Below are 15,154 nucleotides of genomic sequence, written 5' to 3'. Positions count from 1 at the left end.
TTAAGTTTTATTAAAAAGCCACCCTTTTGGGTGGTTTTTTTATGGGTGAAATTTATGTCAGGTGATATTTTAAGTCGGATTCAAATTCTGCTGGATGCAAACACAGCAAACTTTGAACAAGGTATGAGAAATGCTCAAAATACTTCTGAAGTATCTTTAGGAAAAATAGTAGGTGCTGCTAAGAAAGCAGGTGCTGCTATTGCGGGGGCTTTTACAATACATGAGATATATCAGGCCATCGATGCTCAAATAGAACAAGCAAAACAAATAGAGATTGCTGCATATAAAGCTCAAGCATCAACAACTGAAATTCAAAAATATGGTATTGCGGCTAAACAAGTTGGGCTTGAAACTGAGCAGCTTGCTGATATTTACAAGGATTTTAACGAAAAAATTGGAGAGTTTGTCACGGTTGGGGGTGGCGGTGCTTTGGATTTTTTTGAACAAGTTGCATTGAAAACGGAAGGAAGTGCAGCAGGTGCAATGAAGCTTGCTAAACAAATGGCAGCGTTATCTGGTCCTGAAGCAATGGGCTTGTATGTGAAAAAAATGGAGGAAGCAAATCTTTCTCAAGATCAGCAAAATTACTTAATGGAAAGCGCTGCATCTGAATCCCAGATGCTTTTACCTTTATATAAAAATAATGCTGAACAGATCAAATTATGGGGTGATGCTGCTGAGCGCACTGGCGTTATTTTAGATGAATACGGAATTAAAAAAGCTGCCGAATTTCGAGTTCAATCCGAATTGCTGAAAATGCAACTTGAGGGTGCAAAAACTCAACTTGTTCAGGCTGTTATTCCTGCTTTTGTAGATATTGCCGATGCATTTAATACTGGTGATAAAGAAGCACGAGCTATGGCGGATGGCGGTGAGGTTTTGGCAAATGTACTCCGTGGTGTGGCTGCTATCGCAATGGGTTTATATACCACCGTTAACTTAGTTGCAAATACAATGGCAGGTGTTGCTGCTTCAGCAACTAGTGCAATGAATGTAGTAGATCAGGCTGCTCAGGCTAAAAGTGCAAAATGGTATGACAAACTTCCCGGGGTTAAATTATTTAAAGCTTCTGTACTTATAACAGCAGATATTCAAAATCCCGATAGTGTTATTGCTGATATGAAAGATCAGAATGCAAGAATTGCAGAAGAAGGCGCTGCAATGATTGGTAAAGTTTTTGATAATGCTACTTCTGAAGCAGCAGCTAAAATGGCAGATATTTACGGTAAAAGTAATGATGCTCAAGCTAAAGCAACTCAAGGAACAAAAGACTGGATAGATAAACAGAATGAGGCATCTACTGCTGCAAGTAAGGAGAGCAAAGCACAAGCTGAGTTGAATCGAAAGCTGCAAGAGCAGGAAAATTTAAGAAAAAGAGCTTTAGAACAAGCAAGTCGACTCATTTATGAATATGGGGATGAACTTTTACGGATAGAAGAAGACCTGAAATCTGACTTAGCTGAAATTCATCAAGCGGCTTTAAAGATCGAAGCGAAAGATCGCTATTCAGCTTTAGCTAAAGCTCAAGCTGAATCACGTAAACAACTGTTCGTTGCTGAGCTTGAAAATGAGCTATATGAGCACCGTAAAACTGAAGAAGAAAAGCTTGCTGATGAATTGCGTATTAATAAGCTTCGTTTGGATGCACAACGTGGATTAAATAAAAATGAGATAGATCTGCGTAAACAGGCATTGGACGATAAATACCGTTTAGAACTGGCACACATTGAGGATCAAAAACGATCTCGTGTGAATGATGCCATGGCTGCATGGGGTGGCACGTATTCAGACATGACAGGGCAGGGTGAAGAGCATGCTTTGTCACAACAGCGTTTTTCGCGTACAGATCAGTCGCAGGAGCTGTTTGACGCTCAAATGGCGTTGGCAGATACCGCTGAAGAACGTGAAGCGATTTGGCAAGCTCATCACAACCGCATGCAGTTTATTGAGCAAGAGTATTTCCGTTCTCGTGCCAACATGCAACTGCAATGGGGCATGAGCTATGTCCAAGGCGCAGCAGGTGTTATGGCTCAAGTCTTTGGTGAAAACTCCAAAGCTTATCAAGCCATGTTTGCTGTGCAAAAAGCGATGGCGATTGCTCAAGTCATGATGAATGCGCCTGCAACGTTCTCAGCAGTAATGACATCGGCTTCAGCTATTCCAGTGGTCGGTCCATTCATTGCTCCAGGATTGGCAGCGGGTGCTGTGGCATTACAAATGGCTCAGGCTGCAATGATTGGATCTGTATCATTCCAGCCAACCGGTATGGCGCATGATGGTATTGATCGAATTCCAGAAGAAGGCAGCTGGTGGCTTGATAAAGGTGAACGTGTCTTAAAAGAGCAAACATCATCAAAACTTGATAGCACGCTCGATGAGATCCGTCGAACTAATCGTGAACCTGCATACGATATGCCAATGATGCAACCTGAAGTAAACAATATTTACGCTTTGGATGGTAAGAGTGTTGAACGTGTACTGAAAAAACACAATCGGCACGTTGCCAGCAGTATGAAAGGCTATGCACGTAATTTTGGGAGATAAATGATGTCTGATGTTTTATTTCCAGACTTAAGAATTGGTTATGACCTGACGCGAAAGCCGATGTTCAATACCAAAATTATGACTTCGGTAAATGGTCGTGAACAGCGTGCAAGTTATCAAGCTGTGCCGAAATATGAGTTTTCACTCACTTTGCCAGGTCTTCAGGAACGGAAAGGCGAACTTCAGGCAATTGAAGATTTCTTTATTGCTCGTCGCGGTGCTTTTGATTCGTTCCTGTTCAAAATGCCTTGGGACAATGAATATGAATGCATCTTCAATGGTGATGGCACTCAGACTTCATTTCAGCTTTACAAGGGGCAGTTGCCACTTGGAAATACACAATCGCAAGTGGCTTTTGATGCTGATCCCACATTTTGGAATGAAGATGACAATCAGCAATTTTGGAGCGATAACGATGACGAATTGTTCTGGGATGACACGAAAATTACAGTCAGCAAAAGTGGTCTAGTTCAAGCAACAAAGCCATTGAAAGCCGGGCATAAATTTTCAGTGAAAGGCACATTTTATTATCGTTGCCGATTTGCTGATGATGGACAAGCTTTTACGCTGTTTAGTTATCGCTTATGGAAAGGTGAAGTCACCTTGATTGGATCTTTGGGAAATAAAGTATGAGAGCAGCTTCTGCAAAACTAATTGCGTTACTTGATGCTGATCAGTTTGTGATGGCAGATCTCTATACCATCACCACTGTTCAAGGTGATGAATTCCGATATACGAATTATGACTTTGATTTGACTGTTGCAGGTCAAACATATAGTTCGAGTGGTCCCATCATCAGTCGTGAAGGAATTAGCCTGTCACTGGGTATTGAGGTTGATAATTTATCGATCAGCATTGATTGTATTGATGATAATGAATGGAACGGCATCAATGTTGTTCAAGCGTTTCATAACGGTCAGCTTGATGGTGCTCGATTTAAGTTGGAACGTATTTTTATGGACATGAATACACCAACAGATACCAGTGCCGGCACCATTAAGCTGTTCGAGGGTCGAATCATTGAGCCTGACTTAGATCGTAATTCGATTCAAGCCAGTGTTGCGTCAGATCTGGACGAATTGAACGTGCAAATGCCAAGAAACCTATATCAGCCAAGCTGTACCAATACATTGTTTGACAGTGCATGTGGTCTATTACGACAAAACTTTATTGTGCAAACAACCATTGAAACGGGCAGTACTCCAGCACGAATTTTATGCCAGGTGAATCAGCCACAGGGTTGGTTCACGCAAGGCGTAATTGAGTTTTTAGACGGTGGCAATGCTGGTCTAAAACGGACGATTCGCATGCATGAATCAGGCGCTTTGTTATTGACTTTGCCATTGTTGGAAGCACCGCAGACAGGACAACGAATCAAGGTTTATCCAGGATGTGATAAACGGTTAGAAACTTGCCAAAACCGTTTTAATAATTTCTCTCGTTTCCGTGGTGCGCCATTTATTCCGGTACCAGAAACCGCAGTTTAACTAAATTTGTATTAATCCATACCCAGCAGATGCTGGGTTTTTTTATGGGGTGAGAAAATGCCTTTACCTACGGTTGCTGAAATTACAGATCCAACTGCCACTAATACGCAAATGAAGCAGCGATTGGCGCAATTAGTTGAGGGAGTTGGCGAAGTTAAAATTGAAACAAAAGAATTCGCTCAGCAACAGACTCAGACGATAGAGCTTGGACGAATTTCAAATCCAAATAAACTGTCATTAGAGCAGGTTTTATTTAAAACAATGCCGACTTATACTAGTGGCACTGCTACGATTGTCACCAGAAACGGTATTAAGCAATTAAAACTCGTCAGTGCATCAACAGGTGGACAGATAATAGCTTACTGGGATTTTGATGCATCGCTTTTTACTCGCGAGTTTGCAGGAAGCCTGACAATTGAGGATGCTGATGCTGGAAGCAACGGATATGTTGGGATTCAGCAAATATCAAGCAATGGCTCAGTTTTGGCAGCAAGCTATGCACAGACTGCAATATCCGGTGCAATTAGTAAAAAAGTATTTCGTACGACTTCAACAGGCGTCGTATCTGGAGCTGTAAAGATCCGATTGATTGCATTTTTGCAAACAACAACAACACGTCAAATGCACGTGCACAGTCCGTTTATCGCAGACGGTATAAACACAGATTTTATATCTCCTGAGGAAACTGTCAATTTGCAACCAATTGAAAATCAGTTGAACCAAGTTAGTGCTGACGTAACCAAAATAGGTCAAGCCTTTGAATATGTGGGACAAAAAAATATATTCAACCCAGCATTATCAACTGATGGGAAAATTATTTCATATAGTGATGGAACGTTATCAACATATGCAAACGGTATTGCATTTAGCAAAGTGGCTGTCCAGGCTGGTAAAACCTATACGTTTTGGATACCAGTTAATTCAAGTTTCTATTTTAGAGATTTAATTTATACGTTTGCTGCAGATGGTTCGTATTTGGGTCTTGACAAGTCAGCTGGTTCAGCTTATGAAAAAATAAACCCTACTCCACCATCTGGTGTTTCTTACAGCGATGGTAAGAGAACAGTCACTTTTACTATCCCATCTAACTCTCAAATTGCATACGTGCAAATGATGGCAGAGTATTCTACACATACAACAGCTCAATTTGATGCACTTGTAAACTCCATGCAGTTTGAGCTTGGGAGCGTTAAAACCGCTTTCGAGGCATACAACCCGAATGCAGCTACAAAGATGGTTTTAAAAGAAAGTGCTTTACCAACTACTCAACCGTCAGTGGCAACTACAGGCAACACGTTTGCTGTGACATTAGATGGTACTGATGCATATATTCGTACAAAGTTCAGTGATACTTTGGATTTAGTACAGCAAGTTCGATACGGTACAAACGCAGTCTGGTCGAATAATGTAATTAATCCATGGTCAGTACGTACTATTCCAAAATCTACCACAAAGGATGGTGTAATCGCTGCATTCTCAAGCGGTACTGTTTTAGTATCACAAGGCGATGACGCTGCACCGCTAAATTATAATGGCACATACATCGGGGCGAATCATGGTGCTTATATTGTTCATGAAGTAACTGTTAATGCTCACGGTAAAACGTATGCCGATGTTGGTTCTCGCTGGACACAGGGCGCGAATATTTTCACGATTGTTCGGATAGTAGACGTAAACAAGCTTTGGTTAGTGAGTCAGAATACTGGATCAACGTATTGGCAGTTTGTTACAACTTCACTGAACGGTTTAGCACTCACGCACAGCACAGGCGCAACTAATACAGCTTCATTTACTCCAAGTGCAGACACCTTGACTCAGCTTCTTTCAGCTGTGAATAATCATACTAAAAAGATTGTTGCTGATGGTTTCAAAGACCTAATGGCAGCAGGTGTTTATGATGTTGAATCTATCGAGTTCATTGATAACTATGACATTATGAATCCTGTGTCTATTTTATCGTATTTGCAAAGCCGAGTTGGAACAACGACAGAGCAAAATCTAAGCGTAGACTCGATTACTTCTGATGTTAGAGTAAGTGTGAATTATCGTTATGCACTAAACGGTAGTTGTACTGTGTCAACACAGCTTCATAAAAAAGCAAATATCAATTTCAGTTTTGCTGGCTTGGTTCAGGCGAATCCGTTGAGCTATTCAGGTAAAACATTAATTGAATATGCAAATAAAATGAAGCCTGTTACTGTTAGCGGAACGTCTTATGACTTGTCAGCGACTATAGATGCAACGACCAATACTGCATTGATCAGTATGCTTAAAACAGACTGGTTAGATACAACAAACCCACCAGATCGTGTGTTGAACTTAGTAAAAAACGGGGCAAATAAAGAGTTTGGGCAGGTGCTTGGTTACAGCCTAACTCGCGGAGCAACGAAACCAAGTGTTCGACAGAATACAACAGATGCAGGCTTCTTTAACAATCCAACAACTAAGAAAGTTTACCCAAAAGCTTTAGTTGGCAATCTAGCTACTGTAGTAAATGCTGTTTCATATCGAGCTATTTATAATCCAGCTATTCTTCCACAAGCAACAATCTATACTTGGTATGAGGATAATGGTGAAATCTTTGTGGTTCTCGATACTCATCAAAGCGCTTCCATGTTGAAATTACCGTTGCCTTCAATGTTCAATGGTAAGTCTGCCGAGGTAATTGATAGTCATGCAAACTTCACATTACATAGTGAAATCGTGAGCGATGGCGGTCTGCTTTGTTCAGTTATGGGTAGCTATGCTTCTGTCATGATTAAGCTGAGTTGATATGAAAAATTTAGAGGCTGTTACAGAAGCCCTAACGTGGCTTGGCACACCATACCATCACCAAGGGCGTGTCAAAGGTGTCGGTGTCGATTGTGCAACACTGCTTTGTGAGGTTTACGAAGCAGTAGGGCTGATTGATCATTACGATCCAGGCCCATACCCACCTGACTGGCATATGCACCAGATGGGGCAGCGCTATCTTGAGCACATTCAAAACTTTTGTGAGCAGGTAAACGATCCTCAGCCTGGTGATATTGTTCTTTATCATTTTGGCAAGTGTATCAGTCATGCTGCAATTGTCGTCGAGTGGCCAACGATTATCCACTCATATATCCATCAGGGGGTCATCCTTCAAGATGGAACCAAAGGAAGTTTAGCCCGGCGAATTGCCGGGTTTTATCGTTTAAGAGGGCTATAAAATGGGTGGTGTTTTTGGTGGCGGTACAGTCAGCACATCTGACAAACGTATCAATTCAATGCGTATCCAGCAATCAGCCTATGGTCTTTGCCAGCCTTTGGTTTACGGTAAAAACCGTGTTGCTGCGAATATGTTCTGGTATGGTGATTTTACAGCCACAGCCCATACAACAACGACAAAGCAAGGTGGTAAGGGTGGTGGCGTAAAAACCAAAAACACGACTTATACCTATAGCGCGTCCTTCATGTTGGGGCTTTGTGAAAATAAAATCAAAGATATTGGGATTATCTGGCGTGACAAAGAACAGATTGTTCCTAAAACGGAAGGCGGTATTCAGCTTAAACCCATTGATCAGCTAGGGTTTGAATTATTTGATGGTGATCATAATCCTGTTTGGGGCTATCTCCCATCAAAGCATCCTGACCAGGCATTGCACTATCCATTTCTCGGTTATGTCGCATGTGCCAACTACGATCTGGGGGGGAGTGCCAGCTTATCGAATCATAATTTTGAAGTGATTAGCGATATTACATTCTCAGAAACGATTCATGATGCGAATCCCGCTGACGTGATTGAAGACTTCATCACAAATCCACGGTACGGTGCAGCACCTAGTTTGAATATGGCAGATTTATCTGAATTTCGGACCTACTGTACAGCAACCAATTTGTTGATCAGTCCTGCTTTGACAGAACAGCGTGAAGCATTCGAAATCATCAATGAAATTGTGGAAGCAGTGAATTGTGCAGTGGTACCGAGTCCAGACGGTTTGAAAATCCGTTCATACGGTGACAGTGCAGTGACAGGGAATGGTGTGACATTTACGCCAGATCTTGAACCGGTATATCACCTGACTGATGACGATTTTCTGGGTGAAGATCAGCCTGTGCGTGTGCGTCGAAGCCGTGATACCGATGCATACAATCATTGCCAAATCGAGTACGTGAATCGCTTCAACCAGTACAACACGGAAACAGTTGAGGCCAAAGACCAGGCAAACATTGAAATGTTTGGTCTGCGTACACAAGATCCAGTCAAGTTCGACTTTTTCTGTGAACCAAAAATTGCTCGCCATGCAGTGCAGTTGCTATTACAGCGAAAACTCTATGTTCGAAATGAATATGAGTTTGAATTAGGCTGGAAGTACTGCCGACTTGAACCAATGGATATTGTCACGATTACGGATGAATCCTTAGGTTTGAATCAGTTTCCAGTACGAATCACACGAGTTGAAGAAGATGAAGAGGGTGTACTTTCGATTACAGCTGAAGAGTTAGCAGTCGGATCTCGTTCAGCAGTTGAGTACGATCTTCAATCATCAAACGGGTACCAAGGTGGCAATGAGGAACCAGGCAACGTCAATGCACCGGCAATTTTTGAGCCTCCTTTAGAATTAACGGATGGTAAAAATCAGATCTGGGTGGCAGTATCCGGTGGCATCAATTGGGGTGGCTGTAACGTCTGGGTCAGCCTGGATAATACAACTTATGAAATAGTTGGTACGATCTATGGGTCTGCTCGATATGGTGCCCTAGTTTCAGCCATTGATGCAGATGACACATCGATGCAAGTTCAGTTGAATACATCATCTCAAATCTTTGGTGGTACGCTTCAAGATGCTGAAATTGATGCAACGTTGTGTAAAGTGGGTGATGAATATATCAACTACGTTGATGCAACACTGAATGGATCAGGGCGTTATACATTAAGTGAAATGCTTCGTGGTCGTTTCGATGATGCAGGGCCACATAATGCAGGCGAATCATTTGTTCGTATTGACCGTGCCATTTTTAGTCACGATTACAATGAAAATATGATCGGCAAACAGATTTATTTGAAGTTCACAAGCTTTAATGGTCTTGAGCAAAAAGAAGAAACTTTGGATGAAGTGACGGCATATAGTTACACCATCAATGGTGGTCGTCCTGCAGGTGTTAAAGGTTTATCACTTCAATCTGCATTCATCGGTACAAGTTTCAAAGTGCAATGGCAACCGGCAGCAGGTGCGTCTGGTTATGTTGTGCAGATTCTTTCAGGCGGTGTATTGCTTCGTACGGTTGAAACCACGAATACTGATTATTCGTACAGTATGGAAGAGGCGAAAATCGACGGTATTCAACGTGCTTATACAGTGCGTGTCGCAAGTAAAAACGGTTCGATTGTCAGTACTTTTGCTGAGTTGAATATCAGTAATCCAGTTCCGCCACAATTGTTGAACGTGTACACATCGGCAACAGCAAACTCGATCACAGTGACTTGGATTCCAAGTGAAGTGCCTGATCTGAAAGATTACCAGGTTTGGGTCAGTCCAAATGCAAACTTCGATCCAGATACACTAGCAGCATCTTGGACAGGTACTGAGAATGCTTGCACGATTACTGGCTTGCAATCGACGACCACATATTATGTGCGTGTTGCTGCGCGGGACATGTGGAAGCCGACCTCGTGGAACTATTCAACACGAATCACACAAGCAACTGCTGATAGTTAAAATTTTCAACCATAAAGCACCTTTAGGGGTGCTTTTTTTATTGCCAAAGGTAGGGGCGAGATGTCTGAAAATGAGAGTTATGGCCTTAGGCTTGAAAAGAAAATTGATAATATGCAATCAGATATACGCATGTTATCGGATCATGTGACTAGATTGACCTTTATCAATGAAGCACAGAAAACTGCAGGGGAAGAAAATAGGAAAGACATCGATGCGCTTGATGTGAAGGTTTCAGGTCTTGAAAAAAAATCAGCAGCACAAGATGGAGGTATTGGGGTTCTACGCTTTCTACTTGGGTTATGTGGTGGTTCACTCATTGGATTATGTGCATGGGTAGGTTCATCAATTATACAAATCAATCAAGATCAATCACTGATTAAAGAAAAAGTCACTCGACTTGAGGAAATGAATAAATGAAATTTATAGAACAAAATGCATGGCAATTTTTGTCAGTCAAGCTCCCTGTATTGGGAGCTTTTTTATTGCTTGTGCTTATTCCTGCGCTGCAATGGGCAGTGGATTTTAAATTGATTCCTGTTGAATACCATGCCTATGTGACAGGCGGAGTGATGGTATTTTTATCATGGCTTGGTAAAAAGTGGTATCAGCCAAGTTTGCATCAGCCTTTGGGTTTTGTGGCTGTGACAGCTGGCCACAGTAACTCTGATCCTGGTGCAGTAAATGGCAAGATCAAAGAATCTGAGCTTGTGACAAATTTCCGTAATGCAGTGGCTTTTTATTTGCAAGAAGCAGGAATTGCAACAAAAACGGACGGTACGAGTACTCGAAATGATCCGTTATCGTCAGCTTTAAAACTGATTAAAGGCTCATCAGTTTCGGTTGAATTCCACATGAATGCAGCAGCTTCAAAACAGGCGAATGGCGTTGAAACGATAGCACTGCCTCGTGACAAAAAATTGGCTCAGGATTTGTCAGCAGCTGTTTCAAGTGCTTTGGGAAGTCGTTTGCGTGGTGATAATGGCTGGATTGATCAGAGCAAATCGGCGCGGGGAAGTTTGGCATACATCAATGCTGGTGGTCTGATTGTTGAATTAGGTTTCATTTCAAATGAAGCTGAATTGGCAGCGTTTCAGGCACGATATTGGATTGCAGCAAAAGCTGTGGCCAAGGTTCTAATTGAATATGAAAAAGGGGCATAACACATGGCGGCATTAACTATTGCCAGCACACTTTCTCCCATTGTGGATGCATATGGTGTTGGGCGTGAAATCGTTCAAACGACTGTCAATGCTATGGATGCAGCGGAAAAAGAGCGTGATTCAGGTGCCGATAAAAAGGCATGGGTATTGGCTTTTGTGAAATCATTCGTGGCGGATCTTGGCCAGAATTGGGAACGTTGGGCGAATGTGATTATCACGTTTATTGACTTCGCAAAGTCCGTATTTAACAGCAAGCGTTATTCTTAAGTGGTCCAATTTTACACATGCCCTCGGTCTTCGGACTGAGGGCATCTTTTTTGTTTGTCTTGCAACTATTTTGCAACTATTGTTTTTTATGAAATATATAAATTTTTGAATAAATTAAAATTATTAATTATTTGCTGCCAATCCATCATCGGGGCAACACTGATTCGTGGTGTCTGAGTTTTTTCAATATTCATAAAAAATCATGCCTTTATTCAGTGTTAAACAACCTAATGAAATGATGGAGCGGATTGGAAAATGGACTATTTATGACAAATAGTGGGAAATAAACTTAAAGTAAGAATTCATCACTGATGTATGTCCAAACATTTTTAGGCAAAGCGCAACCGATTGATCTGATCGAACAGACACTATGACTAAATATTGGGATACATTGAGAGTGAGCATCAAAGAACGAAACTCTTCTAGCTTGATTAAGAGATTTCCAATCGCGCGCAATACTACCACAAATATTTAATCTATACATTTCGGACGGTATTGATGCTGCACATCCGTTGAAATTTTTTTAAATGCTATTTAGCATCGTTCAGGTGTTAACTCATTGGAATGACTTTAATTCTGTTAATGGTGTCTACAGTGGGCGTAGCTTCTATTTTCATCTATTTAATAAGAGTTAATTTTGGTTTAAGTTCGTGTTTTTAGTCTATCTCGCATAAAGCCCTTATGGATTGATAGGCAATGTCTATTGAAGAGATCAATATTCGTATATTTAACTGGATTAATTCTGGTGCTATAGAAAACTCATTTTTTGCGAAAGCCGCTATGTTCTCATCATATAATCTGATAGGGACTTTTCTGATTTTTCTAACGGTTTTATTGCTATTTAAGGATAAAAAATATCAATTTCAGTATTTTAAAACCGTAGTAATGGTCGTTCTATCTTCATTTGTTGTGAAGTTATTACACGCATTTTATCATCATCCTAGACCTTTCGATCTTGGATTAGGGCACACCTTGATTCACCACAGTTCCAGTTCGTCTATGCCTAGCCAACATACACTCACTGTTGCAATTATCGCATTTGATCCTAGACAGTATCGTGGACAACCGATCCCTCTAAATTCTTGAAATATTTCTGTTCAAAGGCTTCTGGACTTAACCAGCCATTTGCAGAATGCCTTCTGATTCGATTGTAGTAAACTTCAATATACTCAAACAAGATAGCATTTGCCTCTTTTCTCGTAGAAAATACACTGCCATGTACTACATGCCCCTTCAGGGTATGGAAGAAGCTTTCGGTCACTGCATTGTCCCAACAGTTTCCTCGTCTAGACATGCTTTGAATACAGTTATTCGTCAATAATAGCGCCCTAAAATCACGACTACAGTACTGACTACCTTGATCCGAATGCACCATGACACCCGTTGGATAACCCTGACGAGCCATTGCATAATTAAACGCATCACACACCAATTGGCGGTCTATTCGATGGCTGGTTTGCCAACCCACAATACGACGGCTGAATAGATCTAGCATCACACATAAATACAGCCAGCCTTCTTTAGTTCGGATATAGGTAATATCCGTTGTCCAAACTTTATTAGGCTGAGTAACTGTAAATTGGCGATCCAACAAATTTGATGCTGTAGACAAACGATGGTTTGAATCAGTCGTATGCTTGTATTTACGTGCAATCCTACTACGTAAACCAAGCTTTTTTAGCATCCTTCCAACGGTACGTTCGCTCATGCGATAACCTAAATCACGCATGTCATGTACCAATGACGGTGCACCCAAGCGCGCATGATGCTGCCAATATACAACTTTTAAATCATTGTATTTCTGCGCTGTATTGGTCTGGCGTTTTCGCCAGGCATAATAGCCTGAAGTGCTGACATCTAGGCATTTACAGACAGAAGACACAGTGACTTCATTCACATCCATATCTTGAATTACCGTGTACTTTTCTTGGCATGATCTGTCAGAAAGTACACATGCGCTTTTTTTAAGATGTCATTGGCTTCCTTGAGCTGTTTGACTTCTTTTTCTAATTCCAAGATCCGCTGTTGTTCAGGAGAAAGTTGACGTTTGCTTGAACCTACTGGATTGGCTTCACGAATCCATTTATCTAAGGTTGAATAACCCACACCTAATTTATGGGCGATTGCAGCTATAGGGTCGTGGGAGTTTGAAAGTGCATGATCAATTGCTTGCTGTTTAAATTCCGGACTAAAACGTTTAGCCATTTCTTGGATCTCCAAAGATTGAAGTTACGTTATCTTTAGAGGGACATGCTGTCCATTATTTTGGCTAGGATCAAACTCTCGCAGGATTATTGTATGGTGTGGGTTGCTTTATCATCGTGGCTTTATTGAAGTGGATTTTAATTGGACGCTACCAACCTCGTTCAGCGCCAATGTGGACCATGTTTGTTTGGTTAAGTGAAGGAATCACAAGTTTATATGAATCAGTCGCGATTCCAAATTTCCTAAATTATTTAAGAGGAACACCAATGCTGCCATTCTTCTTGCGTATTTTGGGGGTTCGAATAGGGAAAGACGTTTATATGGATACTGCGGATATTACAGAGTTCGACTGTGTTGATATTGGAGATCGCGCTGAATTTAATAGTTTTTCAGGTCCACAGACACATTTATTTGAAGATCGTATTATGAAGATTGGTCAAGTAAATGTTGGAAGTGATGTGGTCGTGAATGCGAGAAGTATCATTTTATATAATGCCAATGTCAGTCATCATGCTGTGTTAGGACCATTAACTTTAGTGATGAAAGGTGAAAATATTCCTGCCAAATCGGCATGGATTGGCTCACCAGCAGTACCTTGGAAACATAAATAAGCTCTGTGGCTTAGAATATTCGAATACATGAAATCAATTGAATATTCTAAGCCTTTCATAGGGCTTATAAGCGTTTGGTTAAATGATATTTCATCCAGAAATCTAAACTGATATAACGTCCACCACCGATAAAGATTAAAGCGAGTAACATCACTAAATAGGTCACTGCGAATTCAACACCATTATTTAAAATGACAAATGATCCGCTTGCAGTGAGCCAATCATAGTTACCGTAGTTTTGTAAAATCTCATGGGCTTTTTCTAACTTCTCAGTGGATGCGAGAACTTGGGCATTTGCAAATGGTGCATTTGGATCGGCAATGGCTTGCCAACCATTGGGTAAGTGGACTGTTACAATTGCTACCAACATTGTGATGATGAGTGGAATACTGATAAAGCGAGTGAATAAACCTAATCCTAACAATACTGCACCAGCCAACTCTGTTGAGGTTGCTAGACCTGCCATCAATGTAGGGAATGGTAGACCGAGTCCCCAATCAGGATTACCAAACCATTCAATCGTGTCTTGGAAATGCATGAGTTTATTGCTTCCTGCCATCCAAAAAATGGGGACTAAATATAATCTGAGTGCTAGTGCAGCAATTCCATCGAAATGTTTTATACAGTGAGAAATTTTTTGATAATGTTGTGTTAGAAAATAAATAAAGTTTTTCATGGAAATTTCACATTGAGTACTGTTGAATAGTTATTAGTCGGATGAACATGGAACTTCTTACATATTTTTTTCATTTGATCTGTAATAAATCGTCTTTTACTCCGTCTAACTTAATGTACCTCCGTACAAACCGAGCAATTATCTTACAAGGAATACAAAAATGAATAAATTAAACTCAATCACATCAGTCGCTGCATTATTGGCTTTATCTGCTGTAGGCATCACTCACGTATCTGCTGCACCAACCACGACTACAACTGAGTCTCATGCATCGAAAGCTGCTGATGGGAAATGTGGCGAAGCCAAATGTGGTGCAAATAAGGCAAAACAACAACAAAAGTCTGCTGATGCAAAATGTGGGGCAAATAAAAAATCAGCAGAAGGGAAGTGTGGGGCAGCTAAGAAAACTGCTGATGCAAAATGTGGTGCAGATAAAAAAGTTGCAGATGGCAAGTGTGGTGCTAAATAGTTTAGATCAGCCGAATGATACCGATATATTTCAAATTGTCGGTATCAATTCAAA

Annotated in this window: 13 protein-coding genes and 1 pseudogene; 12 read left to right on the top strand and 2 right to left on the bottom strand. The window is 41.0% G+C overall.

Annotated elements, in window-relative coordinates:
- Positions 1 to 54: 54 nt before the first annotated feature.
- The 10 genes from O1450_RS13500 to O1450_RS13455 all read left to right on the top strand — a co-directional run bounded on the left by O1450_RS13500 (position 55) and on the right by O1450_RS13455 (position 12,225).
- Positions 55 to 2,544 (top strand): hypothetical protein, encoded by a 2,490-nt coding sequence (locus O1450_RS13500; protein WP_269228843.1) that lies wholly within the window; start codon positions 55 to 57, stop codon positions 2,542 to 2,544.
- A gap of 3 nt (positions 2,545 to 2,547) precedes the next feature.
- Positions 2,548 to 3,177 carry a DUF2460 domain-containing protein gene (locus tag O1450_RS13495; RefSeq protein ID WP_269228842.1) on the top strand — a complete coding sequence of 210 codons (630 nt, stop codon included), beginning with the start codon at positions 2,548 to 2,550 and terminating at the stop codon, positions 3,175 to 3,177.
- A complete protein-coding gene (locus tag O1450_RS13490; protein WP_269228841.1) occupies positions 3,174 to 4,031 on the top strand; it encodes a DUF2163 domain-containing protein in 858 nt (285 codons plus the stop codon). Before O1450_RS13495 ends, O1450_RS13490 begins: the two co-directional genes overlap by 4 nt.
- 57 nt (positions 4,032 to 4,088) lie before the next feature.
- Positions 4,089 to 6,803, top strand: a complete 2,715-nt coding sequence (locus tag O1450_RS13485) for a hypothetical protein (protein ID WP_269228840.1) — start codon at positions 4,089 to 4,091, stop codon at positions 6,801 to 6,803.
- Position 6,804: 1 nt separating this feature from the next.
- Complete coding sequence (locus O1450_RS13480) at positions 6,805 to 7,221, top strand: NlpC/P60 family protein (RefSeq protein WP_269228839.1); 417 nt, start codon at positions 6,805 to 6,807, stop codon at positions 7,219 to 7,221.
- Between the two features lies 1 nt (position 7,222).
- Entirely contained in the window at positions 7,223 to 9,712 is a 2,490-nt protein-coding gene (locus O1450_RS13475) for a phage tail protein (protein WP_269228838.1), read from the top strand.
- A gap of 60 nt (positions 9,713 to 9,772) precedes the next feature.
- Positions 9,773 to 10,129 carry a hypothetical protein gene (locus O1450_RS13470; RefSeq protein ID WP_269228837.1) on the top strand — a complete coding sequence of 119 codons (357 nt, stop codon included), beginning with the start codon at positions 9,773 to 9,775 and terminating at the stop codon, positions 10,127 to 10,129.
- Positions 10,126 to 10,872 carry an N-acetylmuramoyl-L-alanine amidase gene (locus tag O1450_RS13465; protein WP_269228836.1) on the top strand — a complete coding sequence of 249 codons (747 nt, stop codon included), beginning with the start codon at positions 10,126 to 10,128 and terminating at the stop codon, positions 10,870 to 10,872. The genes O1450_RS13470 and O1450_RS13465 overlap by 4 nt, the downstream gene beginning before the upstream one ends.
- A 3-nt stretch (positions 10,873 to 10,875) precedes the next feature.
- Complete coding sequence (locus O1450_RS13460; RefSeq protein WP_269228835.1) at positions 10,876 to 11,139, top strand: hypothetical protein; 264 nt, start codon at positions 10,876 to 10,878, stop codon at positions 11,137 to 11,139.
- Positions 11,140 to 11,835: 696 nt separating this feature from the next.
- Positions 11,836 to 12,225 carry a hypothetical protein gene (locus O1450_RS13455; protein ID WP_269228834.1) on the top strand — a complete coding sequence of 130 codons (390 nt, stop codon included), beginning with the start codon at positions 11,836 to 11,838 and terminating at the stop codon, positions 12,223 to 12,225.
- On the opposite strand, the gene O1450_RS13450 is transcribed toward O1450_RS13455, so the two are convergent.
- A protein-coding gene (locus tag O1450_RS13450; RefSeq protein WP_269228833.1) for an IS3 family transposase occupies positions 12,185 to 13,344 on the bottom strand; the annotation gives its coding sequence in 2 pieces (ribosomal slippage) (positions 12,185 to 13,110 and positions 13,110 to 13,344; 1,161 coding nt in all). The genes O1450_RS13455 and O1450_RS13450 overlap by 41 nt on opposite strands.
- A 74-nt stretch (positions 13,345 to 13,418) precedes the next feature.
- Between O1450_RS13450 and O1450_RS13445 the strand changes: the two are divergent.
- A pseudogene (locus O1450_RS13445) lies at positions 13,419 to 13,955 on the top strand (peptide synthetase); the annotation flags it as partial.
- A gap of 64 nt (positions 13,956 to 14,019) precedes the next feature.
- Here the strand turns inward: O1450_RS13445 and O1450_RS13440 are convergent.
- On the bottom strand, positions 14,020 to 14,631 hold the full coding sequence (locus tag O1450_RS13440) for an HvfX family Cu-binding RiPP maturation protein (RefSeq protein ID WP_269228832.1): 612 nt from the start codon (positions 14,629 to 14,631) through the stop codon (positions 14,020 to 14,022).
- Between the two features lie 160 nt (positions 14,632 to 14,791).
- Here O1450_RS13440 and O1450_RS13435 point away from each other — a divergent pair, with 160 nt between their 5' ends.
- A complete protein-coding gene (locus tag O1450_RS13435) occupies positions 14,792 to 15,100 on the top strand; it encodes an HvfA family oxazolone/thioamide-modified RiPP metallophore (RefSeq protein WP_005218272.1) in 309 nt (102 codons plus the stop codon).
- The last annotated feature ends 54 nt before the right edge of the window (positions 15,101 to 15,154 follow it).

Source organism: Acinetobacter sp. TR11 (genome assembly GCF_027105035.1).
Taxonomy (GTDB): domain Bacteria; phylum Pseudomonadota; class Gammaproteobacteria; order Pseudomonadales; family Moraxellaceae; genus Acinetobacter.
This window is presented reverse-complemented; position numbering and strand designations above follow the sequence as displayed.